23 protein-coding genes and 1 pseudogene are annotated in these 22,824 nt (G+C 70.9%); 5 read left to right on the top strand and 19 right to left on the bottom strand.

Going from position 1 to position 22,824, the window contains the following annotated elements; all coding sequences use genetic code 11:
• Positions 1–51: 51 nt before the first annotated feature.
• The 6 genes from ACFY0U_RS00355 to ACFY0U_RS00330 form a co-directional block, all read right to left on the bottom strand.
• The gene (locus ACFY0U_RS00355; RefSeq protein ID WP_388627949.1) at positions 52–621 is read right to left on the bottom strand and encodes a winged helix-turn-helix domain-containing protein; all 570 of its coding nucleotides are present in this window, start codon (positions 619–621) and stop codon (positions 52–54) included.
• Between the two features lie 299 nt (positions 622–920).
• Positions 921–1,841: a DUF6891 domain-containing protein gene (locus tag ACFY0U_RS00350; protein WP_388627946.1), complete on the bottom strand. Its 921-nt coding sequence runs from the start codon at positions 1,839–1,841 to the stop codon at positions 921–923.
• 89 nt (positions 1,842–1,930) lie between these two features.
• Positions 1,931–2,959, bottom strand: a complete 1,029-nt coding sequence (glnII, locus tag ACFY0U_RS00345) for a glutamine synthetase (RefSeq protein ID WP_388627943.1) — start codon at positions 2,957–2,959, stop codon at positions 1,931–1,933.
• Between the two features lie 460 nt (positions 2,960–3,419).
• Positions 3,420–4,091 (bottom strand): hypothetical protein, encoded by a 672-nt coding sequence (locus ACFY0U_RS00340; RefSeq protein WP_388627940.1) that lies wholly within the window; start codon positions 4,089–4,091, stop codon positions 3,420–3,422.
• Positions 4,092–4,187: 96 nt separating this feature from the next.
• Positions 4,188–4,997, bottom strand: a complete 810-nt coding sequence (locus tag ACFY0U_RS00335; RefSeq protein WP_388627937.1) for a hypothetical protein — start codon at positions 4,995–4,997, stop codon at positions 4,188–4,190.
• Positions 4,998–5,055: 58 nt separating this feature from the next.
• Complete coding sequence (locus ACFY0U_RS00330; protein ID WP_388627935.1) at positions 5,056–5,415, bottom strand: arsenate reductase family protein; 360 nt, start codon at positions 5,413–5,415, stop codon at positions 5,056–5,058.
• 173 nt (positions 5,416–5,588) lie between these two features.
• On the opposite strand from ACFY0U_RS00330, the gene ACFY0U_RS00325 reads away from it, so the two are divergent.
• The gene (locus tag ACFY0U_RS00325; protein WP_266893400.1) at positions 5,589–5,897 is read left to right on the top strand and encodes a hypothetical protein; all 309 of its coding nucleotides are present in this window, start codon (positions 5,589–5,591) and stop codon (positions 5,895–5,897) included.
• Between the two features lie 41 nt (positions 5,898–5,938).
• Here the strand turns inward: ACFY0U_RS00325 and ACFY0U_RS00320 are convergent.
• Positions 5,939–6,133 (bottom strand): annotated as a pseudogene (locus tag ACFY0U_RS00320) (winged helix DNA-binding domain-containing protein); the annotation flags it as partial.
• Positions 6,134–6,402: 269 nt separating this feature from the next.
• Between ACFY0U_RS00320 and ACFY0U_RS00315 the strand changes: the two are divergent.
• On the top strand, positions 6,403–7,878 hold the full coding sequence (locus ACFY0U_RS00315; protein ID WP_388627931.1) for a DUF2252 domain-containing protein: 1,476 nt from the start codon (positions 6,403–6,405) through the stop codon (positions 7,876–7,878).
• Between the two features lie 15 nt (positions 7,879–7,893).
• Here ACFY0U_RS00315 and ACFY0U_RS00310 read toward each other — a convergent pair whose 3' ends face one another.
• Together ACFY0U_RS00310 and ACFY0U_RS00305 are read right to left on the bottom strand one after the other, a co-directional pair.
• Positions 7,894–9,498 (bottom strand): alpha/beta fold hydrolase, encoded by a 1,605-nt coding sequence (locus ACFY0U_RS00310; protein WP_388627928.1) that lies wholly within the window; start codon positions 9,496–9,498, stop codon positions 7,894–7,896.
• Between the two features lie 29 nt (positions 9,499–9,527).
• Positions 9,528–10,040, bottom strand: coding sequence for a DUF1269 domain-containing protein (locus tag ACFY0U_RS00305; RefSeq protein WP_388627925.1), 513 nt, complete (start codon positions 10,038–10,040; stop codon positions 9,528–9,530).
• A gap of 229 nt (positions 10,041–10,269) precedes the next feature.
• On the opposite strand from ACFY0U_RS00305, the gene ACFY0U_RS00300 reads away from it, so the two are divergent.
• Positions 10,270–10,554: a hypothetical protein gene (locus ACFY0U_RS00300; protein WP_388627923.1), complete on the top strand. Its 285-nt coding sequence runs from the start codon at positions 10,270–10,272 to the stop codon at positions 10,552–10,554.
• 55 nt (positions 10,555–10,609) lie between these two features.
• Here ACFY0U_RS00300 and ACFY0U_RS00295 read toward each other — a convergent pair whose 3' ends face one another.
• The 5 genes from ACFY0U_RS00295 to glnA all read right to left on the bottom strand — a co-directional run bounded on the left by ACFY0U_RS00295 (position 10,610) and on the right by glnA (position 15,612).
• A complete protein-coding gene (locus tag ACFY0U_RS00295) occupies positions 10,610–11,194 on the bottom strand; it encodes a hypothetical protein (protein ID WP_388627920.1) in 585 nt (194 codons plus the stop codon).
• 6 nt (positions 11,195–11,200) lie between these two features.
• On the bottom strand, positions 11,201–12,127 hold the full coding sequence (htpX, locus tag ACFY0U_RS00290; protein WP_388627918.1) for a zinc metalloprotease HtpX: 927 nt from the start codon (positions 12,125–12,127) through the stop codon (positions 11,201–11,203).
• Positions 12,128–12,223: 96 nt separating this feature from the next.
• Complete coding sequence (locus tag ACFY0U_RS00285; protein WP_388627915.1) at positions 12,224–13,669, bottom strand: hypothetical protein; 1,446 nt, start codon at positions 13,667–13,669, stop codon at positions 12,224–12,226.
• A 154-nt stretch (positions 13,670–13,823) separates the two neighbouring features.
• Positions 13,824–14,081 carry a hypothetical protein gene (locus ACFY0U_RS00280; protein ID WP_388627913.1) on the bottom strand — a complete coding sequence of 86 codons (258 nt, stop codon included), beginning with the start codon at positions 14,079–14,081 and terminating at the stop codon, positions 13,824–13,826.
• A gap of 121 nt (positions 14,082–14,202) precedes the next feature.
• On the bottom strand, positions 14,203–15,612 hold the full coding sequence (glnA, locus tag ACFY0U_RS00275) for a type I glutamate--ammonia ligase (protein ID WP_388627910.1): 1,410 nt from the start codon (positions 15,610–15,612) through the stop codon (positions 14,203–14,205).
• Positions 15,613–15,811: 199 nt separating this feature from the next.
• Between glnA and ACFY0U_RS00270 the strand changes: the two genes are divergently transcribed.
• A complete protein-coding gene (locus tag ACFY0U_RS00270; protein WP_388627907.1) occupies positions 15,812–16,279 on the top strand; it encodes an RDD family protein in 468 nt (155 codons plus the stop codon).
• Positions 16,280–16,388: 109 nt separating this feature from the next.
• Here ACFY0U_RS00270 and ACFY0U_RS00265 read toward each other — a convergent pair whose 3' ends face one another.
• The 4 genes from ACFY0U_RS00265 to lipB form a co-directional block, all read right to left on the bottom strand.
• On the bottom strand, positions 16,389–17,090 hold the full coding sequence (locus ACFY0U_RS00265; protein ID WP_388627904.1) for a DUF4191 domain-containing protein: 702 nt from the start codon (positions 17,088–17,090) through the stop codon (positions 16,389–16,391).
• 60 nt (positions 17,091–17,150) lie between these two features.
• On the bottom strand, positions 17,151–17,351 hold the full coding sequence (locus tag ACFY0U_RS00260) for a hypothetical protein (protein WP_388627902.1): 201 nt from the start codon (positions 17,349–17,351) through the stop codon (positions 17,151–17,153).
• A 257-nt stretch (positions 17,352–17,608) separates the two neighbouring features.
• Positions 17,609–18,595: a lipoyl synthase gene (gene lipA / locus ACFY0U_RS00255; protein ID WP_388627900.1), complete on the bottom strand. Its 987-nt coding sequence runs from the start codon at positions 18,593–18,595 to the stop codon at positions 17,609–17,611.
• 131 nt (positions 18,596–18,726) lie between these two features.
• A complete protein-coding gene (lipB, locus tag ACFY0U_RS00250; protein ID WP_388627897.1) occupies positions 18,727–19,524 on the bottom strand; it encodes a lipoyl(octanoyl) transferase LipB in 798 nt (265 codons plus the stop codon).
• Positions 19,525–19,740: 216 nt separating this feature from the next.
• Between lipB and ACFY0U_RS00245 the strand changes: the two genes are divergently transcribed.
• Positions 19,741–21,174: a regulator gene (locus ACFY0U_RS00245; protein ID WP_388627894.1), complete on the top strand. Its 1,434-nt coding sequence runs from the start codon at positions 19,741–19,743 to the stop codon at positions 21,172–21,174.
• Positions 21,175–21,264: 90 nt separating this feature from the next.
• Here the strand turns inward: ACFY0U_RS00245 and ACFY0U_RS00240 are convergent, their stop codons facing one another.
• A complete protein-coding gene (locus tag ACFY0U_RS00240; protein ID WP_388627891.1) occupies positions 21,265–22,704 on the bottom strand; it encodes an NAD(P)/FAD-dependent oxidoreductase in 1,440 nt (479 codons plus the stop codon).
• Positions 22,705–22,824: the final 120 nt, after the last annotated feature.

Genomic DNA, 22,824 nt, shown 5'->3' with positions numbered 1-22,824 from the left:
CGGAGCGGCCGTACGGGACGGATATCTGCCGTCAGCAGACGAGCGGTGGCGTCAGCGCCCGGTCGGCGGGGAGTACTTGTAGCCGACCCGGCGGATCGTCTGGATCGCCTGGCGGTTCTCGGCGCCCAGCTTGCGGCGCAGCCGGGCGATGTGGACGTCGACGGTACGGCCGTCGCCCACATGGCCGTAGCCCCACACCGTGGTGACCAGCTGGTCGCGGGTGTGCACCCGGTGCGGGTGCGCGACGAGATGGGCGAGGAGCTCGAACTCCAGGTAGGTCAGGTCGAGTTCCGTGCCGTTGACCTCGGCGGTGCGCTGCACGGTGTCGATGCGGACGAGCGGGTCGCCGTCGGCCTCACCGGCCTGGACGCCCGCCGGGTCCGGCAGGAGGGGCGGCTGCTGGTCGGCCGGGACGAGCACCAGGTAGCCGATCATCGGCGGCTGGCCCGGCAGGGTGGGCAGGGTGTGCTGCGGAGCGGGCAGCCAGGTGGCGCCGGGCGGCAGGAAGTCCGCGACGCTGGGCAGGACGTCGTCCGGGCCGACGGCCCGGAGTCGATGCCGTGCGCCGCTCTCGGAGGGGGTGGGGAGAGTGGCGGTGGACAGGGAACGAGTGGTCGCCATGAGAAGTCAGCTCTTTTCGCGCGAGGAGGTTCGTCGGTGGACGTACGTCGACTGCGCGCTGGCCGAAGGCCGAAGGGGTGTACGGCTTTAGAGGGCCCGCGCGTTCACCGCGCGGCAACACACCCGGTCGAAGTCATGGTGCTGACGGGAGGGCCAGAACGGCTCGAGGTCATGGCGACCTGTCGCGCTGGGGTTCTGGAAGCTGGCCATGCGCTCATTGAAGCAGACACAGGCCCGCAACAGGAGACTCCTCTCACTGCTTGGACGCTTCCTTGACGTGAAATCGAGGGTGGTGTGCATCACCCCACCAGGCGTTTGCGCCAGACCAGGGGAGTGACGGTGATGGTCTTGTCCGGATTGCCGTCCCACTCCGTGGACAACCCGGCGGCATCGAGAGCGGCGACGATCTCGCGGCCCACGGCGGCGTCGGCCTCCGGGGCGTTGTCGACCCCTCCGTAGTAGAGGGTGAGTTCGTCGTGCTCGGCCGCGCTGCGGGTGCACTGGTAGTGGAAGAAGACGAACCCGCGGGCGCCCGCGTCCGCCATCTCGGCGCCGATCTCAGCCTTCCCGCAGCTGCCGCAGCAGGCGAAGTGCTCCCGCGCGACGATGCCGTCCGCCTCCAGCGCCGCGAACGCCCGCTCCAGACGGTCCGGGTCGGTCGGCCCGGTCCAGGACTCCTGCTCCTCGACCCGCTCCAGCCACAGCCGCTCGACGATCGGGCGGGCCTGGGCGGAGGTGAGCCGGTCCTCCACCATGTACACGGTCTCGCGGATGATCTCCTTGATGCCGAGATAGCCGTCGGCGAGCGTCTCGCGCACGTACTCCTCGGCCCGCGCGGCGACCTCCGGGTCGGGCGGGGGCACCTCCTGGGGCGCGCCGAGTTCGTCGCGCCGCCAGGTGACCCCGGCGTCCCAGTCCTTCTCCTGCCGCGCCCAGCGCGCCATGACGTCCGCGACGAGGTCCGGGTCCGTCACCTCGGTCACCCACATGTGGGGGACGGGGCCGGTGCGGTGCTGGAACTCGTAGACCCCACCCGGCTCGTGGGCGACCTGGATGAACACGGCCGGCCGGTCCGGTATCCGCTGCACGATCAGGAAGTGATCGCCGCTGCCCCCGATCCGGTGCACCAGCTCACGCAGGCGGGCGGCCGAAATCCGTGTGTGCGTCTCATAGCTCTCCGTCTCGACCTTGATGTCGAGCGGGCCCCCGTCGATCTCCATGTCCCCACCCTCGCACGTTCCACTGACAACGCGCCGAGGGGCGCCCACCGTGATGGTGGACGCCCCTCGGGAAGCTCCTGATCGGCGGATCAGACCTGACCGGCCTTCTCCAGCGCGGAGCAGCACGTGTCGACGATCAGCCGCGTCACCAGGTACGGGTCGACGTTGGCGTTCGGGCGGCGGTCCTCGATGTAGCCCTTGCCGTCCTTCTCGACCTGCCACGGGATACGGACCGAGGCGCCACGGTTGGAGACACCGTAGGAGTACTCGTTCCACGGGGCGGTCTCGTGCAGACCCGTCAGACGGTCGTCGATGCCGGCGCCGTAGTTCTTGACGTGGTCGAGGGGCTTGGAGCCCTCACCGAGCGACTCGCACGCGGTGATGATCGCGTCGTAGCCCTCGCGCATCGCCTTGGTGGAGAAGTTGGTGTGCGCGCCCGCGCCGTTCCAGTCGCCCTTGACCGGCTTGGGGTCCAGGGTGGCGGAGACGCCGAAGTCCTCGGCGGTGCGGTAGAGCAGCCAGCGGGCGACCCACAGGTGGTCGGAGACCTCCAGCGGGGAGACCGGGCCGACCTGGAACTCCCACTGACCGGGCATGACCTCGGCGTTGATGCCGGAGATCGCCAGACCCGCCTTCAGGCAGTTGTCGAGGTGCGCCTCGACGACGTCACGGCCGAAGATCTCGTCGGCGCCGACACCGCAGTAGTAGCCGCCCTGGGGGGCCGGGAAGCCGCCCTTGGGGAAGCCGAGCGGGTAGCCGTCCTTGAAGAAGGTGTACTCCTGCTCGATGCCGAAGATCGGCTCCTGAGCGGCGAACTTCTCGGCGACCTCGACCAGCGCGGCGCGGGTGTTGGAGGAGTGCGGGGTGAAGTCGATGTCGAGGACCTCACACAGGACCAGGATGTCGTCGCCGCCACGGATCGGGTCCGGGCAGGAGAACACCGGCTTGAGCACACGGTCGGAGGAGTGACCCTCGGCCTGGTTCGTGGAGGAACCGTCGAAGCCCCAGATCGGCAGCTCGGCGCCCTTGGCGGAGTCGGCCAGTATCTTGGTCTTCGAGCGAAGCTTGGCCGTCGGCTCGGTGCCGTCGATCCAGATGTACTCAGCCTTGAAGGTCACGGGACACATCCTTCGGGGTGGGTCTCTAGGCGCATGTGCGGGTGCTGCGGCGCTGCGGCACTGAAACGCCGCGCTTGATGCCCGGCAGCCTGTCAACAGGCGATTTCCCGATCATTGCTCCAATGTGAACCCCGTGTTACCTGGTGGTTCTGTGGCCCGTCTCACGCCGTGAGGACGGCCGGTGTGCAGAAGCCGACACAGAAAGCCGACAGAAAGCCCTGTTCGCGGCGGCGGATCGGCACGGCACGACAGCTCGTATGCGATGCGGTTGCCGAAGGGGTGGTCGCCGGCTTCCCCTCCGTGTCGAAGCCGGTGACCGGGCCCGCGTCGCACGCCTCGGGCGTCGCGCGGGCCGGACGTGTCGGTCCTGCTGTTCGTGGCCGCGAACAGCAGGACATATGACACGTACGAGGTGACGGCGCGTCGGCCGCCGCCTCGGTGGGTTCCTACGCCGTCGGCCTCACCCCACCTTCTCGATCACGGCCCGTCGGATGAGGAACTTCCCGGGCTCACGGACCTGTTCGAAAGCGGCGTTGTTCAGCAGCGCACAGCTGCCGGAGACCGAGGTGACCTCCACCGTCGTGGACTTGTTGTTGTCCAGGTTGGTGACCTTCAGCTTCGTCCCCGCCGGGAACTGGTTGCTGGAGGCGGCGGGCGCCCCGCCCTCGCCGGAGAGGGTGACGGTGGAGCCGTTGCAGACCTGCTGCCCGGAGGCGGGGGCCCCGCCGGCGTTCCCGTTCCCGGCGTTGCCCGCGGAGGCCGCCGGTGAGCTCGGCGCGGCAGGGGTGGCCGGCTGTGCCGCCTGGGAGTCCTGAGCCGACTCCCCAACAGCGCACCCGGACGCCTTCTGCTGCACCTTGATCTGTGCGATGACGGCCTCGCGGTTGGCGATCCGGGCCGTGGACTGCGCGTCCGGAGCGGCCCGTTGACCGTCGATGAACTTCTGGTTGTTGCCGAGGGCGGTGGCGAGGCCCTGGCAGACGGCCGAGTCGGCCTTGGTCCGCACGTCCTGCGGGGTCTGCGAGGCGTTCGACGTGCTCGCCATGACGAAGGCACCACCGCCCGCCACCGCGGCCGCGCCGACGAACAGCGCGACCTTCTTGCCCGTACTGACAGTTCTCCTACGCGACATGCGCGCCTCCTGGGAGGTCGGGGAGCGTACGCCGCTATGTACGAGATACCGAACGAGGTTACTCAGCGGTTACAGGAGTCACTGAAGTAACCTGCGTCACACCGAATCGGGATCCTCGTACGCCACCACGTTGTCGTCGGCGTACTGGAGGAGATCCTCGGTCTCCTTGGTGATCGCGGCCTCGTCGGTCTCCGAGCCGTCCCCCCACTGTCCGTTGGCGAACACCACGGACCGCACGGTCATCAACCGCCGGAACACCCCGGCCGATCCGGGCGGCACGGTCGGCATCCCCGCCTCCGGCGGCGGATCGAGCGAGACCACCTGATAGGTCACCGGGTCCATCGAGGCCATCCCGAAGACGGTCGAGGCGTCCTGGACGGTCTTGAAGCTCAGCACGGCCACCGTCACCTGCGACCGCCGCTCGGTGTCCGTGAACAGTGCCGCGGTCAACCGCTCGCACCCCTGCCCCTGTTGGATCAGTGCGGCCAGCTCCGGTGACATGCCCTCCGAGCAGTCGGTGGTGGTGGCCAGGTCGACGCGCTCGTACCGGGAGCCGTCGCCCAGGCGCACGCTCTTGGCGGGGAAGGCCTGCTCCGGACGGATCACGGGCCGGGCGAGCAGGGAGGGCAGGGCGGACGGGGCGTCGGGGGGCAGGGAGGCGGTGACGGACGGAACGGCCGACGATCCGGGGGCGGTCGACGACGGGGGAGCGGCCGCCTCCCCGGCACCGTCTCCGCCCGTGTACAGGACGGCTCCCGCGGTGATCGCCGCGACGAGGACGACACCCGTCCCCGCGGCCACCGCGCGCCGGGTGCGCCGGCGCCGACGTATCCGCTCCTGCTCGACCACCCACTGGGTGTACGGGTCCACGGCCCCGTACGGCGTTCCTTGATCACCGAAGCTCATGGCGGCGGAGGGTAACAGCGCCGGCGCCCCGAACTCCCGCCGCCGGACAATCAGTTGCCTACCGGGACAGAGCGTCCCGTACGGCCTCGTCGGTACGGCCGACCACCGCCGTCCCGTCCTGCGCCGTGATGATCGGCCGCTGGATGAGCTTGGGGTGCTCGGCGAGCGCCTTGACCCACTGTTCGCGCGTCGACTCGTCCCGGGCCCACTCCTTGAGCCCGAGCTCCTTGGCGGCGGCCTCCTGGGTGCGGGTGATGTCCCACGGTTCGAGGCCGAGGCGGTCGAGTACGTCCTTGATCTCGGCCTCGTTCGGTACGTCCTCCAGGTAGCGGCGGACGGTGTAGTCGGCGCCCTCGGCGTCGAGCAGGCCGATGGCGCTGCGGCACTTGGAACAGGCCGGGTTGATCCAGATCTCCATGCCGTCCACGGTACGCGAGAACCCGTTCTCCACCTGGGTCACAGCCGCCCCGAAACCCTTGTGGCCAGGGCCTTTTGTCAGTGGCGGAGGGTAGAATAGTAGAAGTGTTCGAGGGTGTTGCCGGGGGCGTCGTGGCCCCTCGTGGACGCCCTGACCGCGACAGGAGGATGCCTGTGCCCGCTGCCGCACTGAAGCCGTTGCCCACCCAGTCGACCGCTCAGCACCCGGTGCTGCTGGACCTGCCGTACGCGCCCGTGGAGAAGCGCGCACTGCCGCCCGGCCGCCCGCGCGAGTGGTACATCACGCACAACCGCCGCCTCAAGGCGATGCGGCTCGCCATCGCCCTGCTCGACTCGGGCGTCTATCTGCCCAACCAGGCCCGCAACGAGACGATACGGACCACGGCGGAGACGATCGGCGTCCATCCGCCGTCGGACACGACGTGCCACATGGTGCGGGCGCTGATGCGTTACGCACGGTGAGCCGTGGCGCCGGGCACCCCGTGCCGCGCGGGGTGCCCGGCGCCGTCGCTTGAGGGTCCTACCGGACCAACTCCCGCTCCAACGGCGTCCGGAACCCCCAGGGCGAGTTCCGCCGCCGTGCCCTCGCCCCGCCTCCCCAGCGCGGCACGCTCGCGCGCGGCAGGGAGCACGAACACCGTGTGCCGCATGCCGTGCATCCGCACCAGCACCCGATCGTCATACAACGCCCGCTCGGTTCCAGCCCGTCCGGCGTTTGAGGACGAGGCCCTTTCGGGGCCGACGGGGGTCTGGGGGCGGAGCCCCCAGGGGCCGGGGTCGAAGGGGCAGCGCCCCTGGGGACGGGACTGGGTAAGGGCGGCGGGGGCGAGAATCCATGGGGCCCCCGCCCGCATCCCGTCACCCGATCGCCGTACCCGGCATGCGCAACCCCCCCGCCGCAGGCTTCGCTGCGATCAGGAGGTGGCACGGCGGACCCGGGAGGCGCGATGCAGAGGCAGGGCGACGGATGAACACTCCCGGCAGCCCCGGTACCCCCGGCAGCCCCGGTACCCCCGGGCCCCCTGGAACTTCCGGTGCCCCTGGAACTCCCGGCAGCCCCGGAACTCCCGGCACCCCGGGTACCCCTGGTGCCCCCGGCACCCCCCGCACCCCCACCGACCGCGCCGCAAAAGGCCGAGCCGCCCGCAAACGCATCCCCCGCTCCGCCCACGCCGCCTGGATCCCGTCCATCGACCGCCCGGACCCCGTCGCCGTACTGGAGCGCCAGGGCCGCGACCGCCTGCCCGAGCTGCTGCCGATCCGGTACGGCAGGATGACCGCCTCCCCGTTCGCCTTCCTCCGCGGCGCCGCCGCGGTGATGGCCGCGGACCTCGCCGCCCAGCCCCACACCGGCCTCACCGTGCAACTCTGCGGCGACGCCCACCTGCTCAACTTCGGCCTGTACGCCTCCCCGGAACGCTCCCTGCTCTTCGACCTGAACGACTTCGACGAGACGTTCCCCGGCCCCTTCGAGTGGGATGTGAAACGGCTCGCCGCGAGCGTGGTCGTGGCCGCCCGCGAGAACGGCCACAGCGAGGCGAAGGCACACCGGGCCGCCGTGGAGGCGACAGCCGCGTACCGCACATCCATCCAACGACTCGCCGGGCTCGGCGAACTCGCCGTCTGGTACGAGCGCCTCGACGCCGACACCCTGCTCCCACTCGTCCGCTCCGCCCGCCACCGCAGCCGCGTCCAGTCGAGCCTGACCCGAGCCCGCCGCCGCACCAGCCTCCAGGCCCTCGGCAAGCTGACGGAGGTCGTCGACGGACGCCACCGGATCATCCACGACCCACCGCTCCTGGAACCCGCCGGCGCCCCCGACACGGCGGCCCTGCGCAAGATCTTCAGCGACTACCGCTCCACCCTCTCCGAGGAGCGCCGCCTCCTGCTCGACCGCTACCGCTTCGTCGACGCCGCCCGCAAGGTCGTCGGCGTCGGCAGCGTCGGCACCCGCTGCTTCATCGTCCTGCTCGCCGGACGGGACGCGGACGACCCGCTGTTCCTCCAGATCAAGGAGGCGCGGAAGTCCGTACTGGAGGACCATCTGCCGCAGGGTCCCTACGTCCACCCAGGACATCGCGTCGTGGCGGGCCAGCGCCTGCTCCAGGCGGCCAGCGACATCTTCCTGGGCTGGATGACCGGACCGCAGGGACGGGCCTACTACTGGCGGCAGCTGCGCGACATGAAGGGCTCGGCGGACGTCGCCGGCATGACCCCGGCCGCCCTCACCGCGTACGCCCGCCTCTGCGGCACCGCCCTCGCACGCGCCCACGCCCGCTCCGGCGACCGCATCGCCATCGCCGCCTACCTGGGCAACGCCGACACCTTCGACCAGGCCGTCGCCGAGTTCGCCCGGACCTACGCCATCCAGACCACCACCGACCACACCACCCTGACCGCAGCGGTCGCCGCGGGCGTGGTGAGAGCGGCCCCGGAACTCTGACGAACCGTTCCGCCGTCAGGCGTACCGCTCCAACAGCGCCCCCACATACGCCTCCAGCCGCCCGCCCAGCACCTCCGGCGTCAGCTCGGTCCGCCCCAACTCGCGCCACGGGCCCGCCAGTTTCCCGGCGTCGGGCGCGTAGGCGAGGGCGTCGAGCAGCCGCCAGTACAGGTGATCCGTACCGTCGGCGAGCCGGCGTCCGCCCTGGGCCTCGTAGCGGTCCCGAAAGCCGAGACCGTGCTCGGGCCCGTGCAGCAGCGCGAGCGCCGTCGAGCAGTGGGCGACGTCCAGGTCGGCGGGGCCCCACGAGGTCTCGACCCAGTCGACGACACCGCCGATCCGCAGGTCGTCGGTGAAGAGGACGTTCCCGGGGTGGAAGTCCCGGTGCAGGAAGACGCCTTCGTACGACGGTGGATCGCGCCGGATGACGTCCACGGCCCGCTCCCACAGCGCCCCCTCGGGCGCGCGCACCCGCTCCGGCGAGGTCCAGGCCTGATAGGCGCGCGGGCGTTCGTCCGGTACGACCCGGTGGATGCGGACGAGTTGGGCCGCGAGCAGGTCGAGGCGCCGTACGAGATCCTCCTCGTCGACCCGCACCCGGCCCGGCAGCCGGGACATCAACAGGCCCGGGTGGTCGCTGTGTTCGGCCGTGGCGTCCACGGCGAGCAGTTCGGGGGCCGGGATGCCGTCCTGGTCGGCCAGGAGTGTGAGGACCGACGCCTCACGGTTCAGGAGGCCGGGCGCGTGCAGCCGGAAGAAGGGCTTCACGAAGGACCGCAGGACCAGGTCCGTGCCGTCGTCGAGGGTGAGGGCGCGCATCTGCGAGCTCCAACCGCCGGACAGGAAACGGGTGGTGGCGACCGTGCGGCCCTCCGGCAGCTGCTTGGCCACCCAGGCGCGGGTCGCCGCCCAGCCCTCGACCAGCAGCGCGTCGACGAACTCCCGCCGGTCGTCCGCGTGATCGTGGAACCAGGGGCCCAACCGGTGCCCGGCATCGGGGACTTCGAGGCGCGTGTACTGCGAGCGCGCGGCCAGCGCGTCCTGGACGGCCTCCGTCACGGTGGGCGGGATGACCTCGTCGTGGCCCGGCACCGCGAGCACCGCCCGCCCCTCGTACGCCCGCAGCGTGTCCAGCGCGGGCGCCCCGCGCCAGCTGTCCGGCGTACGGAGGATCTCACTGAACCGGCTGTCCCCGTCCCCGAACGGCACGTCCCACGCCTCGGCCGCGTACACGGCGGGTGAGCACAGCCCGATCGCCGTCACCCGCTCCCCGTAGTGCCGTACGAGATCCGCCACCGTCTGCCCGCTCATGCTGAACCCGACGAGGATCAGCGGCCCGTCCGCCGGCACCCGCGCGTCGATCACCGCGACGGCCTGCTCGAAGCGCCGGCGCAGGCTCAACTCCCGCAGCTCACCCGTGGATTCGCCGTGCCCGGAGAAGTCGAGGGCGAGCACACCGCAGCCGCGGCCCGCGAACTCCTCCAGCACCGGCGTCAGCCGCTCCTTGCTGCCGTTGCCCGCCCCGTGCAGCAGAACGGCGGTGGCCCGGTCCGGACCACCGCCGCCGTACACCCCGCTGAGCCGTTCGCCGTCGCAGTGCTGAGTGAACGAGGAGATCATGACCTCATTCACTCATGACGGCGCCGGCGTCAGGAAGCGGATTCCGTCTTCGGTGACCGCGCCGCCGCGATCGCGTCGCGCAGATGGTCCTCGTCGGCCTGGCTCAGCGAAGTCTGCACCAACTGGCCGCCGAACGGGGTGAGTTGCGGGATCACCTTGTCCTGTGCGGCCTGCTTGACCAGGACGAACAGGGCGGCGGCGCCCGGCCGGAGGTTCTGGCTGAGGTCCTTCATGAAGGTGTCGTTGATGCCGGTGTCGGTGATCGCGCCCCCGGCCGCGCCGGCCGCCGCACCCACCGCCGCGCCGAGCAGCGGGGCCAGGAAGAGGAGCCCGATCACACCGCCCCACAGGGCACCGCCCGCCGCGCCCGCGGCGGTGTGGTTGACGGCCTGGTGCAGCTTGATCTTGCCGTCCTCGCGCCGCTCGACGACCACGATGTCCTCCAGCTCGACGAGATGCTGCTTGGACAGCTCGATCACCTTCTCGCGGACCTGGTTGGCGGTGGCGAGGTCGTTGTAGGCGACGACGAAGAGATCACTCATCCGGAAACACCCCTTATCGGTGCTATATGCCGTTTCGCCCGACTCTAGGGCGCCCGGATGCGGGGCGCATGCCGGCGTGCGGGAAAAGGAGATGCACACGGAGTGACGGTCTCCCTACGCTGGACACGCATCGCGGAGCTGCTCCGCACCGCTTGCCGCACGACCGGTTTCACCGGGCGGCGCCGGGGCTACTCTGCTGCTCACCCACCCACGCACACGGAGGCCCGTGATGGGCACCATCGTCATGGCCGGGGCCGCGGTCCTGGTCGTTCTCGGATTCGGAAACCACGTCTACTGGCTCGCCGCCGCTGCCGTGCTCTTCCTGTACATGCAGTACGGACGCGGCCCGTCCTCGACCTCCTCGTCGCGCGGCGGCTCCTCGTCCGGGGTCGTGCCCGGCGACTACCGGTCCTACCGCGACCGCCGTGACAAGCAGGCCAAGTGGGAGCGCCGCTACCGCCGCGAGCGCCCCTTCGAGTCCCGCCGTCAGGAGCGCGAGAGGAAGGGCAACTGAACCCTTCCGGAGGTGACCCCTCCGGAAGGTGAGCCCTTCGGGGGGTGACCCTCGGTCACAGACCGGGGGCGCCCCACACCGGGAACCAGCGGTTCAGGTCCTGCTCGATCCGCAGATCGTTCCCGAGAGCCGCCTTGACCCGCAGTTCCAGCGGATTGTCGCGCCGCTGCCCCGCGTCGGGCAGTGGCGCGAAAGGGAACCAGGTGCCGCGCTTGTAGAGGTAGACCAGCGCGAGCGTACGGCCCGCGCGGTCGCGGAAGCCCGCCAGCGAGCACAGCAGCTGCGGGCCGAAGCCGTTGACCTCCATCGAGGCGTTGACGGCGTGCAGGTCGTTCACGAGCAGCGGCAGTTCGTCGGGGGCCCGCTCGGAGACCAGCCAGGAGTAGCCGTACTCGTCGCGCCGCAGCTGGACCGGGGGACCGTCGCGGTCGGCGTCCGCGTCGAGGAGCGCCTGCACCTCGCGGTGCGTCTGCTCGAACGCGGCGCCCTCGACCGTGGCGAAGCACACCGCCCCGCTGCCGGTCGGGGTGAACCCCGCGGCGGCCTCCAGGGTGACGGCCGCCGACGGCAGTGCGAAGAGCTGGTCGAGATCGGGCGCGACCGGTTTCGTGCGCCCGAGCAGGATGTCCAGCAGCCCCATGTGTCCTCAGTCTGCCTTCCGTGATGTGCCCGGGACCGCCGCCTCACCCAACTCGGTGGAGATCCGGCCCAGTTGATCCAGTCGCTGTTCCAGACTCGGGTGGGTGGAGAAGAGCCGGGCGATGCCGGGCTCGGACCCGAGGGCCGGGGTGAAGTAGAAGGCGTTGAACGCCTGCGCGGTCCGCAGGTCCTTGGTGGGGATCCTCGCGATGTCCCCGGAGACCTTGGTGAGCGCGGAGGCCAGCGCCGAGGGCCGCCCGGTCAGCTGTGCGGCGGCCCGGTCGGCGGCCAGCTCCCGGTACCGGGACAGGGCCCGGATGAGCAGGAAGGAGAGGGCGTACACGGCCGCGGAGACTCCCATGACCGCCGCGAAGATCACGGCGGTGTTCTGGTCCTTCCGCCCGCCGAAGATCTGCGAGTAGAAGGCGAACCGCACGACGAGCCCCGCGAGGACGCCCAGGAACGACGCGACGGTGATGACCGCGACGTCCTTGTGCGCCACATGCGACAGCTCGTGCGCGAGCACACCCTCCAGCTCCTCGGGCTCCAGCCGCCGCAGCAGCCCGGTCGTCACACACACCACGGCATGATCCGGATTCCGCCCGGTGGCGAAGGCGTTCGGCATGTCGATGTCCGACACGGCGACCACCGGCTTGGGCATGTCCGCGATGGCACACAGCCGGTCGACGACCCCGTGCAACTCCGGATACTCCTCCCGCTCCACGACCCGCCCGCGCATCGCGAACAGCGCGACCCGGTCGGAGAACCAGTACTGCGCGCCCAGCATCCCCACGGCGACCACCGCGACGAGCACCCAGGACCTCAGCAGCACGATCAACGCGGCGACGAATCCCACGTACAGCAGTCCCAGCAGAAAAAGCGTGACCGTCATCCGCACGGTCAGCCGCCGGTCGCTCCGGAAACGGCTCTGCATCTGCATCACCCCGCAGTCAGGCACTCGTCCCACTGCCCAGTGTGCACCCGGCCCCACCATGAGCCGGTCGCGATCACCTCTAGGACCAGCAAAGGTTCAGGCCTTGAGCCCGGCCTCCCACTTGCGCCGCTTCAACACGTGCTCGCTGAACAGATGCCGCCCCCGGTCCAGCAGCTCACCCACCTCAACCGTCCCGTGCCGCACGTCCGCGGTCGGGTGCCAGCGCTGCACGGACTGCCCGGCCCAGCGCCGGAGCTTGTCGTCCGGGTCGTCGACCAGCGCGACGGAGGCCCGCAGTCGTACGAGCCCGTCACGGGCGTGCAGCAGCCGGAACGCGGCGACCCGCACATGCCGGGGCCGCTCCCGTGCGAGCCGCTCCATCAGCCGGCCGGTGTCCAGCGACCCGGCCGACGGCAACAGCGCCGCGGTCACCTCCCGCACCACACCGGGCGCCGGATCGTCGAGGAGCGGCAGCAGCCGTCGTACGTCCACCACGTCCAGCAGCCGCAGCCCCGCCACGGCCCGCGCCCGCACCCCGGCCGCCGGGTGCCCGACGAGCGGCCACAGCACCTCGGCATCGGCCCGCTCCCCGCACTCCGCGAGCCCGATCACGACCCCCGGCGCCGGCCCCTCCGGACGACCGCACCGCTCCCGGTACCACACCGACGGATCGCCCCCGCCCTGCCGCACGACATACCGCGCACAGGCCCGCACCACCCCCGACCGGTCCCCGAGAAACCCCACCGCTCGCTCGCTCCGCCCGGCCCGCCGCAACGCGGTGACCCCGGCCGCCCGGGCCTGCGGCCCACGAGCGGCGAGCAGCGGTTCGAGTACGTCGTCGTAGGCCCCGTCCTCGTCCGATACGGCGGCCAGCGCGCTGTCGGCGCACAGCGACTGCACGACCGTGTCGCCGTCGCGGGCGGCGGCCCGGGCCAGCTCACCGGGGGAGAGGAACGCCTCGCCGACGGCGAGCCGGTACGCGTACCGGCGCACCCGTCGATGCGGGTCGGCGTACAGCGGGGCGAGGGTCTCCGGGGGCGCGGCCCGCAGCAGCTCGGTGGCCAGGCCGGTAACGAAGTCCCCGCGGTCCCGGCGTCCGACGCGCAGGATCACGGGCATCACCCGCACCGCGCCTTCGGCGTCCAGCGTCTCCGTCAGCCGTCGCCGGGCCACCTCCCGCACCGGCGCCGCCCAGTCGGAACACCGCACGACGAGCAGCGGCAGCAGCCGGGGGAAATCGACGGCCCGCGACAGCGCGGCCGCCCTGACCTTGCCCTCACGGTGGCACAGGGCGAGAGCGAGCTGCCCCTCGGTGAGAGGCCGGCCGTGGAGCAGGGCATCTTTCACGGCCCGCCCACCCTCGGTCTTCTCCCAGGCCGGCGTCAGCCACACGTACCGCTCCGTGTCCCAGGAAGCCGTCCGCACCCCGGCGTCCAGCGCGGTCCAGGCGGCCGGGTCACCGGTGTCGAACGCTTCCCGCAGCGGGTCCCCTTCCGCGAGCCGTACGGCCGCGGCCACCCCGTCCCAGAGTCTCGTGCCCATGCCCACCCCTGACCAGCCCTGATGTGTCCGGCGATGGTAGACGGCGCGATTCATGTCAGGCCACGCGATATCGCGATCCTCAGGGGCGCGGGCCTGTATCGATGTGCGCCTCCGCCGCACGGGCGCGGCCGGCCCCGGGCAAACCGCGGACGACCTAGAACGGCGCCCGGAAGTCCGCGTACCCCAGCAGCACGATGACCGCCGCCACGATCCCGAAGACGACCGCCGTCGACACCCACGGCGACCGCGCCCGCCGCACACGGTCAGGCTCCGCACGGAACGGCTGTGCCTCGGGCGGGTTCTCCTTCCAGCGCGCGGCGAGCATCCGGGCCCGCGCCGACGGCTCCTTCTCCTCGGCACCGTCGGCCCAGCGGATGTCGAACTCCCGCTCTTCGTCGTCCCGTTCGGCCATCCCCGTAACCCCCGGTCGCCCTTCTCGTACGCCTGTTCCCAAAACCATACGACGGCGCCCCCGCCCTGAGGAACCAGGAACGGGGGCGCCGAGAGAGCCGGGAGAACCGGCCCGGGTTCGATCACACGTCGAAGTAGAGCTCGAACTCGTGCGGGTGCGGACGCAGCTGGAGCGGAGCGATCTCGTTCGTGCGCTTGAAGTCGATCCACGTCTCGATGAGGTCGGACGTGAAGACGTCGCCCGCGAGCAGGAACTCGTGGTCGCGCTCGAGCGAGTCGAGGACGGCCGGGAGCGAGGTCGGGACCTGCGCCACGCTCGCGTGCTCCTCGGGAGCCAGCTCGTAGAGGTCCTTGTCGATCGGCTCGGCCGGCTCGATCTTGTTCTTGATGCCGTCGAGGCCCGCGAGCAGCAGCGCCGAGAAGGCCAGGTACGGGTTGCCGGAGGAGTCGGGCGCACGGAACTCGACGCGCTTGGCCTTCGGGTTGGAGCCCGTGATCGGGATACGCATGGCCGCGGAGCGGTTGCGCTGCGAGTACACCAGGTTGATCGGCGCCTCGAAGCCCGGGACCAGACGGTGGTAGGAGTTCACCGTCGGGTTGGTGAAGGCCAGCAGCGACGGGGCGTGCTTGAGGATGCCGCCGATGTAGTAGCGGGCGGTGTCCGACAGGCCCGCGTAGCCGGCCTCGTCGTAGAAGAGCGGCTGGCCGCCCGTCCACAGCGACTGGTGCACGTGCATGCCCGAGCCGTTGTCACCGAAGATCGGCTTCGGCATGAAGGTCGCGGTCTTGCCGTTGCGCCAGGCCACGTTCTTCACGATGTACTTGAAGAGCTGGAGGTCGTCGGCCGCGGCGAGCAGCGTGTTGAACTTGTAGTTGATCTCGGCCTGGCCGGCGGTGCCCACCTCGTGGTGCTGGCGCTCGACCTGGAGGCCGGAGGCGGCCAGCTCCAGGGAGATCTCGGCACGCAGGTCGGCGAAGTGGTCGACCGGCGGGGTCGGGAAGTAGCCGCCCTTGTAGCGGACCTTGTAGCCGCGGTTGTTCTCCAGCGCACCGGTGTTCCAGGCGCCGGCCTCGGAGTCGATGTGGTAGAAGCTCTCGTTCGCGCCGGTCGCGAAGCGGACCGAGTCGAAGATGTAGAACTCGGCCTCGGGACCGAAGTACGCGGTGTCCGCGATACCGGTCGACGCGAGGTAGGCCTCGGCCTTCTTGGCCACGTTGCGCGGGTCACGGGAGTACTGCTCGCCCGTGATCGGGTCGTGGATGAAGAAGTTGATGTTCAGCGTCTTGTCGCGGCGGAAGGGGTCGACCCGGGCGGTCGACAGGTCCGCGCGCAGCGCCATGTCGGACTCGTGGATGGCCTGGAAGCCACGGATCGACGAGCCGTCGAACGCGAGCTCCTCGTCCGGGTCGAACGCCTCGACGGGCAGCGTGAAGTGCTGCATGACGCCCGGCAGGTCGCAGAAACGGACGTCGACGAACTTGACGTCCTTGTCCGCGATGAACTTCTTGGCCTCGTCGGCGTTCTGGAACATCCAGCTCCTCCTACTCCCGACGGTTCCATGCCGGGGTGGTAGTTCGGTTGTGCGGCCAGTGCGGTGGCACACGATGACGACGACACTAGGGACGCGTGATTTCTCGGGCGTGACCCATTTGTTTCGCACAAGTTAACCGGACATCCCGCTCCGCACCCCACCTGTCCGTATCCCGAAACGCGGGCAGTACGGTGGACGGGTGGACAAGAGGGAAGCAATCGGATCGTGGCTCTCGGGGCCCCGCGCGGCCGCCGAACAAGCCGGTGTGGACTTCGGATACCGGGGGCAGCAGTTGGGCCTGCCGGAGGAGGGGCCGGGCTCCATCGCCCGGCCGGGACGGCGGCTCGGAGCACTCGCCGTGGACTGGGCGATGAGCGTTCTGATTGCATCCCAATTGATCACTCAGAGCTACACGCAGACGACCTCGAACTGGGCGCTGCTGATTTTCTTCGTGATGAGCGTGCTCACGGTCGGCACCATCGGGTTCACCCCGGGCAAGCGTCTCTTCGGTCTGCGCGTCGTCGACCTGGCGACCGGCCGCCCGAGCCCGCTCCGCGGCCTCCTGCGCAGCGCCCTGCTGTGCGTCGCCGTCCCGGCCCTGATCTGGGACCGCGACGGCAGGGGCCTGCACGACAGGCTGGCGCGCACGGTCGAGGTGCGGATCTAGTCCGACCGCGACTACGACTGCGACACGACTGCGACACGACTGCGAGTACGACGAAGGGGGCGCCCGGAGATCTCCGGGCGCCCCCTTCGTCGTACTCGCAGGAGGCCGGTCAGCGCGCCTTCGGCCCGCCCTTGGGCAGCTTCATGCCCTTCGGCATGGGCCCCTTCGGCAGCGGCATGTTGCTCATCAGGTCTCCCATGGCCCGCAGCCGGTCGTTGGTCGCGGTCACCTGGGGGCCGGTCAGCACGCGCGGCAGCTTCAGCATGCTGGTGCGCAGCTTCTTCAGCGGGATCTGGTCCTCGCCCGTGCCGACGATCAGGTCGTGCACCGGCACGTCCGCCACGATCCGGTTCATCTTCTTCTTCTCGGCGGCCAGCAGGCTCTTCACCCGGTTCGGGTTGCCCTCGGCGACCAGGACGATGCCGGCCTTGCCGACCGCCCGGTGCACCACGTCCTGGCTGCGGTTCATCGCCACCGCGGGGGTCGTCGTCCAGCCCCGGCCGATGTTGTCCAGCACCGCCGCGGCCGCGCCCGGCTGGCCCTCCATCTGCCCGAAGGCGGCCCGCTCGGCCCGGCGCCCGAACACGATCGCCGTTCCGAGGAAGGCGAGCAGGAAGCCCAGGATGCCCAGGTAGACCGGGTGACCGATCAGGAAGCCGATCGCGAGAAAGACACCGAGGATGAGGATGAAGACACCCGCGAGCACCAGGCCGATCGTCTTGTCGGCCCTGCGGGTCATCTTGTACGTCAGGGCGATCTGCTTCAGTCGCCCGGGGTTAGCGGCATCGGCCGCACTGTCACTTCTCGCCATGCGACGAAGTCTACGTGCCCCCAGGAGCGCCGACGACGGCAGTGTCCCGGAGGAAAAGCTTCAGAGACGACCGGTGAACGACTGCTCCAGCACCTGCTGCGCCTCGACCCTGTCCTTGGCGCGGCGGCGGTCCTCCAGGACGGACGTCCAGGCGTTGCGGCGGGCGGTGCGCTGGCCGCTGCTCATGAGCAGTGACTCGACGGCACGGAGTGCATCGGTGAACGACGGGATGGCGGTGGCGCGAACCGGCGCGGCCTGCATGATGGAGGTCCCCCCTCAGGGATAGCGGCTCTGGTGAGTGGTGCACGGGCTGTACAACCAGGGTCACTGATTGGTGTTACCAGGGCGTGACCGACCGGTCAAACACCAATGAAGCCTTGATTTGCGGCGTGAGAACGCCGACGCGGCCCCGGCACCGTCCTCAACTGCGGGGACGTCCGGGGCCGCGTCAATCGGCCGCTACCGGGCGGTAGTTGCTTGTGCTCGGATTCACACGCGCCAGGTGGCACGCAGTGCCATCAGACCGCCTGCGAGGCGACCGCGCCACCCCGCTGCGGAGCAGCGAACTGACGCTGTTCGATGGCCATCTGGTACAGGCGTCCCGCGCGGTACGAGGACCGGACCAGCGGGCCGGACATCACACCGGAGAAGCCGATCTGGTCGGCCTCCTCCTTCAGCTCCACGAACTCCTGCGGCTTGACCCAGCGCTCCACGGGGTGGTGGCGCACGCTCGGGCGCAGGTACTGCGTGATGGTGACGAGCTCGCAGCCGGCGTCGTGCAGCTGCCGGAGCGCCTCGCTGACCTCCTCGCGGGTCTCGCCCATGCCGAGGATCAGGTTGGACTTGGTCACCAGGCCGAAGTCACGGGCCTCGGTGATGACCTTCAGGGAGCGCTCGTAGCGGAAGCCGGGGCGGATGCGCTTGAAGATCCGCGGAACCGTCTCGACGTTGTGCGCGAAGACCTCGGGGCGGGACTCGAAGACCTGCTGGAGCAGCTCCGGCACGGCGTTGAAGTCGGGGGCGAGCAGCTCGACCTTGGTGTGGCCGCTCTCGCGCCCGGCGGTCTGCTGGTGGATCTGGCGGACCGTCTCGGCGTACAGCCAGGCGCCGCCGTCCTCCAGGTCGTCGCGGGCGACGCCGGTGATGGTGGCGTAGTTCAGGTCCATGGTGACCACGGACTCACCGACGCGGCGCGGCTCGTCGCGGTCCAGCGCCTCGGGCTTGCCGGTGTCGATCTGGCAGAAGTCGCAGCGCCGGGTGCACTGGTCGCCGCCGATGAGGAAGGTGGCCTCGCGGTCCTCCCAGCACTCGTAGATGTTGGGGCAGCCGGCTTCCTGGCAGACCGTGTGGAGCCCCTCGCTCTTCACGAGCTTCTGCATCGCGGTGTACTCGGGACCCATTTTCGCCCGGGTCTTGATCCACTCGGGCTTGCGCTCGATGGGGGTCTGGGCGTTCCGGACCTCCAGGCGCAGCATCTTGCGTCCGTCGGGTGTGACTGCGGACACATCGGCTCCCTGTAGCTTCGATTCTTCGGCGTACACCAGGGTACGCCCGTGTTTTGTAGGGCCCTACCGGTGAGGCCAACCTCTGGGCCCCGGGCTCCATTCCCCACCCGAGGGGTGCGGGGAGCGGACCTCTACGCCGTCGCCTTCTCGATCTCCCGCGGCTTCGGATCCGCATTCTCGAGGACGTCCCTCAGGTGCCGCTCGACGACCGGCAGCGCCTCGTCGATCGTGACGTCCCGGCCGAGTTCGGCGGCGAGCGAGGCGACGCCCGCGTCCCGGATCCCGCACGGGATGATCCGGTCGAACCAGCGGTTGTCCGGGTTCACGTTCAGCGCGAAGCCGTGCATCGTGACCCCCTTGGCGACCCGGATCCCGATCGCCGCGATCTTGCGGTCCTCGCGGCGCTGCCCCGCGTTGGACGGGGCGTACTCCGGGCCGTTCATGCGCGGGTCGAACTCCTCGTCGTGCAGCCGGGGGTCGAGGTCCAGCGACAGGCCCCCGAGGGACGGGCGCCGCTCGACCGGATCGCCGAGCACCCATACGCCACTGCGGCCCTCGACCCGGCTGGTCTCCACGCCGAACTCCGCGCAGGCGCGGATCAGGGCTTCCTCGAGGCGTCGTACATGCGCCACGACGTCCACCGGACGCGGCAGCTTCTGGATGGGGTAGCCCACCAGCTGCCCCGGACCGTGCCAGGTGATCTTGCCACCGCGGTCCACGTCGATCACCGGCGTGCCGTCGAGAGGGCGTTCGCTGTCCGCAGTACGCCGTCCGGCCGTATACACCGGCGGGTGTTCGACCAGCAGGACGGTGTCGGGGACCTCGTCCGCGAACCGCGCCGCGTGCACCCGGCGCTGCTCGTCCCAGGCCTCCTGGTACTCGACGGCGTCCGCGCCGAACCCCATACGGACGAACCGCAGCTCACTCACGGCAAGCGCCTCCCCGGAGAGTCGTAAGGCACGAACTGTGCCTACGCCACTGTACGACTCGCCGTTACGCGTCAGCCGTGCGGTCAATCCTCACACGATCGGATGAACGAACGTCGAAGTGTGCGATCGTCTGCTCACTCTCCGCTACATTCGCGCCGTCCTATAGAGGCCATAAGGGCTGCTCACAGGCAATCCGGGCAGGAGACACCACCCCAGATGACGGAACGACCCGCGCAGCGCACTCCCAACCGCCAGCTCGCCGCGCTCATCGCAGAAGCGGGGTTCTCCAACGCGGGGCTCGCCCGTCGAGTGGACCAGCTCGGTCTCGAACACGGGCTTGATCTGAGATACGACAAGACATCCGTGACCCGCTGGCTGCGCGGACAGCAGCCGCGCGGCACCACACCCGCTCTCATCGCCGAGGTCTTCACCCGGCGGCTCGGGCGCCGGCTCTCCGCACAGGACCTCGGGCTCGACGCGTGCGCGCCGGTGTACGCCGGTCTCGAGTTCGCCGCGACCCCCGAGGAGGCCGTCGACATCGTCAGCGGTCTGTGGCGCAAGGACTCCGGCAGCCACGCCGAACTGCGCAAGATCGCGTTCACCCCGGCGGGGCTCGTCGTGCCCAGCCGAGACTGGCTGATCGGGCGGGCCGACGACAAGGTGGCCCGCGGCGAGCCGCCCGCCCGCGTCCCCACCCAGGGCCGCCCTGCGGTGCCCCGGCAGCGCGGCGCGGAGCGCGGGCCGGGACAGAAGGTCACCGGCGGCGACATCGCGGCGCTCCGCTCGGTCGGCGACCTGTTCCGCTCCCTCGACGACATGTACGGCGGCGGCCATGCCCGGCAGGCCCTCGTGCGCTACCTGGAGCACGAGTGCGAGCCGATGCTGCGCGGCATGTACGGCGAGCAGACCGGCCGTCGGCTGTTCTCGGCGGCGGCCGACCTCACGAGGCTCGCGGGCTGGACGTCGTACGACATCGCGGCGCACGGGCTCGCGCAGCGGTACTTCGTGCAGTCGCTGCGGCTCGCGCAGGCGGCGGGGGACCGGGCGTACGGCTCGTACGTGCTGATCACGATGAGCCGGCAGGCGGTGTACCTCGGGCACGGGCGGGAGGCGGTGCAGCTCGCCCGCGTGGCTCAGCAGGGGGTCGGCACCAACGCCCCGCCGGTCGTGCAGGCGCTGTTGCACGCGGTCGAGGCGCGCGGGCACGGGGTGCTGGGCGAGGTGCGGGCGTGCACGGGGGCGTTGGTACGGGCCGAGCGGGCGCTGGAGGCGGCTCGGCCGGGTGATGAAGTCCCTTACTGGGCGCGGTTCTTCGACGAGGCGCAGCTGGCGGACGAGTTCGGGCACGCGCACCGGGATCTCCAGCAGTTCCGGGCGGCGGCTCAGCACGCGGAGCGGTCCTTGCAGTTGCGGGCACCCGCGTATGCCCGCAGTCGGCTCTTCTGCCGTGTGGTGTTGGCTTCCGCGCGTCTGGGGCTGGGTGAGCTCGATCAGGCGTGTGCGTTGGGGGCGGAGGCGGCGGGGGCCGCCGTGGAGATGCGGTCGGTGCGGGCGATCGAGTATGTGCGGGACTTCGAGAAGAGGTTGGAGCCGTACAAGGACGCGGCGCCGGTGCGGGGGTATCGGGACAAGGTCGCGGCGCTGGGGTGAGAGTCTCGCCGTAGCTTCGGAGGTTGTGGGGTCTGCGCGACTCCGTTGTGGCTGGTCGCGCAGTTCCCCGCGCCCCTTTGGGGGCGCGTCTCAGGCGGCCTGCGTTGTCGGGAGAGGTTCCGCCCTGTGCATCGGGGTCGCCGCTCCCAGGTCCGTCAGGATCGCCGTCGACGCCCTGTGGCCCGAGTGCAGGGCGCCCTGGACCGTGCTGGTGTCCCGGTGGTCGCCGCACACGTACAGGCCCGCCAGCAGGCGTACCGGGCGGCGCAGGTCGTGCGGGGCCCGCATCGCCGGTACCGCTTCGGGGGTGTGGTGGACGGCGAGGGTCTCCCAGCGGGTGGTGGACGTGCCGTACAGGCGGGACAGATGCGTGCGTACGGCCGTCTCGACGTCCGGTGGGGGCGGGCCCAGGACCGTCGAGGAGATCAGGGCACGGCCCGCCGGGGCGCGGGACGGGTCGACCTGGCTGACCACCGCCGTGTGGGCCACCGGGCCGCCTCGGTCCGCGTCCAGCAGCAGCGAGGCGCCCGTCTGCGGGGGCTCGTCCGTCGTGTGGTGGACCACCGTCACCGGGTGGAAGTCCGGCACGCGCAGGCCCGGGAGGAGCTCCGCCGCCGCGCGGGCGTCCGTCGCCAGCAGTACCGCCCGGCAGCGGAACTCGCCGTGCTCCGCCGTGGTCACCGAGCTCGTCGACACCGAGGTGACCCGCACCCCCGTGTGCACCGTCCCGGCCGGCAGCGAGCGCGCCAGCAGCTCCGGCAGCACCTCCGCGCCGCCCTCCGGCACACACAGCCGCCCGGCCGCGAAGGCACGCAGCGCGAGGTCGGCGCACCGGCTGGACGTGGTCAGCTCGGGGTCGCACAGCAGCGCGGCGAGCAGCGGACGCAGGAAGCCGTCGATCGTCCGGGCGGGCAGGCCGCGGGCGGCCAGGGCCTGGGCGGCGGGCGACTCGGTGCGGCCCAGCAGGCGTTCGACCGGGGTGTTCGCGATCCGGGTGAGCGCGGTCCCGAGGCGGGCCTGGTCCATGGCGGTGCCCAGCGGGGCGGTTCCCCGGGGCGCGACGCCGGCGGCCTCGGAGGCGGGCGCGAGCCGGGGACCACGGCTCCGGGACGCCGCCGTCCGGGGTGCGCGGCCCCACGGTGTCGCCGTCGCCCGAGGGGCGCTCGCCAGAGCACGCACCGCGTGGAGTGCGCCCCGTGCGCCCCGCGCGCTCCCCGCGGCGGCCGGCGCGCTCGCGCGATGGCGGCGCCCGTCGCTGTGCAGCAGGAGACCCGGTGCGAACGGGCGCAGGACGAGTCCGTCGAGTCCCGGTGTCAAACGTAGTTCCGGATACGCCGTGGACAGCAGCTGGCCGATCCGGTCGAGCCGGAATCCGTCGACCTTCTCCGTCGACATACGGCCGCCCACCCCATGGGCGGCCTCCAGGACGGCGGTCGTCACTCCTGCGCTGGTCAGCCGATGCGCGGCGGAGAGCCCGGCGACCCCGGCTCCCACGATCACGACGTCCGCCTGGTACGCGGGCTCAAGCACGTGCCCCTCCTCGAGGTTGCGCGGCCGGTGGAGACGTCATGCCCCCAACTGCCTCCGGGGATACCCGAGTTCGGCTTGAGGTTAAGGCGGTGGTCGGTCAGGAACAGTCGCGCATGAACA

The organism is Streptomyces sp. NPDC001536 (assembly GCF_042894505.1).
GTDB lineage: Bacteria > Actinomycetota > Actinomycetes > Streptomycetales > Streptomycetaceae > Streptomyces.
The sequence above is the reverse complement of the archived record's forward strand: the minus strand, read 5'-3'. Positions and strand labels throughout refer to the sequence as shown.

Excerpts from the sequence above, each read along its gene's own strand:
- ACFY0U_RS00355 (WP_388627949.1), bottom strand. The coding sequence starts at position 621 with ATGGCGACCACTCGTTCCCTGTCCACCGCCACTCTCCCCACCCCCTCC.
- ACFY0U_RS00350 (WP_388627946.1), bottom strand. The coding sequence starts at position 1,841 with ATGGAGATCGACGGGGGCCCGCTCGACATCAAGGTCGAGACGGAGAGC.
- ACFY0U_RS00340 (WP_388627940.1), bottom strand. The coding sequence starts at position 4,091 with ATGTCGCGTAGGAGAACTGTCAGTACGGGCAAGAAGGTCGCGCTGTTC.
- ACFY0U_RS00335 (WP_388627937.1), bottom strand. The coding sequence starts at position 4,997 with ATGAGCTTCGGTGATCAAGGAACGCCGTACGGGGCCGTGGACCCGTAC.
- ACFY0U_RS00330 (WP_388627935.1), bottom strand. The coding sequence starts at position 5,415 with ATGGAGATCTGGATCAACCCGGCCTGTTCCAAGTGCCGCAGCGCCATC.
- ACFY0U_RS00315 (WP_388627931.1), top strand. The coding sequence starts at position 6,403 with ATGAACACTCCCGGCAGCCCCGGTACCCCCGGCAGCCCCGGTACCCCC.
- ACFY0U_RS00310 (WP_388627928.1), bottom strand. The coding sequence starts at position 9,498 with ATGATCTCCTCGTTCACTCAGCACTGCGACGGCGAACGGCTCAGCGGG.
- ACFY0U_RS00305 (WP_388627925.1), bottom strand. The coding sequence starts at position 10,040 with ATGAGTGATCTCTTCGTCGTCGCCTACAACGACCTCGCCACCGCCAAC.
- ACFY0U_RS00300 (WP_388627923.1), top strand. The coding sequence starts at position 10,270 with ATGGGCACCATCGTCATGGCCGGGGCCGCGGTCCTGGTCGTTCTCGGA.
- ACFY0U_RS00295 (WP_388627920.1), bottom strand. The coding sequence starts at position 11,194 with ATGGGGCTGCTGGACATCCTGCTCGGGCGCACGAAACCGGTCGCGCCC.
- htpX (WP_388627918.1), bottom strand. The coding sequence starts at position 12,127 with ATGCAGAGCCGTTTCCGGAGCGACCGGCGGCTGACCGTGCGGATGACG.
- ACFY0U_RS00285 (WP_388627915.1), bottom strand. The coding sequence starts at position 13,669 with ATGGGCACGAGACTCTGGGACGGGGTGGCCGCGGCCGTACGGCTCGCG.
- ACFY0U_RS00280 (WP_388627913.1), bottom strand. The coding sequence starts at position 14,081 with ATGGCCGAACGGGACGACGAAGAGCGGGAGTTCGACATCCGCTGGGCC.
- glnA (WP_388627910.1), bottom strand. The coding sequence starts at position 15,612 with ATGTTCCAGAACGCCGACGAGGCCAAGAAGTTCATCGCGGACAAGGAC.
- ACFY0U_RS00265 (WP_388627904.1), bottom strand. The coding sequence starts at position 17,090 with ATGGCGAGAAGTGACAGTGCGGCCGATGCCGCTAACCCCGGGCGACTG.
- ACFY0U_RS00260 (WP_388627902.1), bottom strand. The coding sequence starts at position 17,351 with ATGCAGGCCGCGCCGGTTCGCGCCACCGCCATCCCGTCGTTCACCGAT.
- ACFY0U_RS00245 (WP_388627894.1), top strand. The coding sequence starts at position 19,741 with ATGACGGAACGACCCGCGCAGCGCACTCCCAACCGCCAGCTCGCCGCG.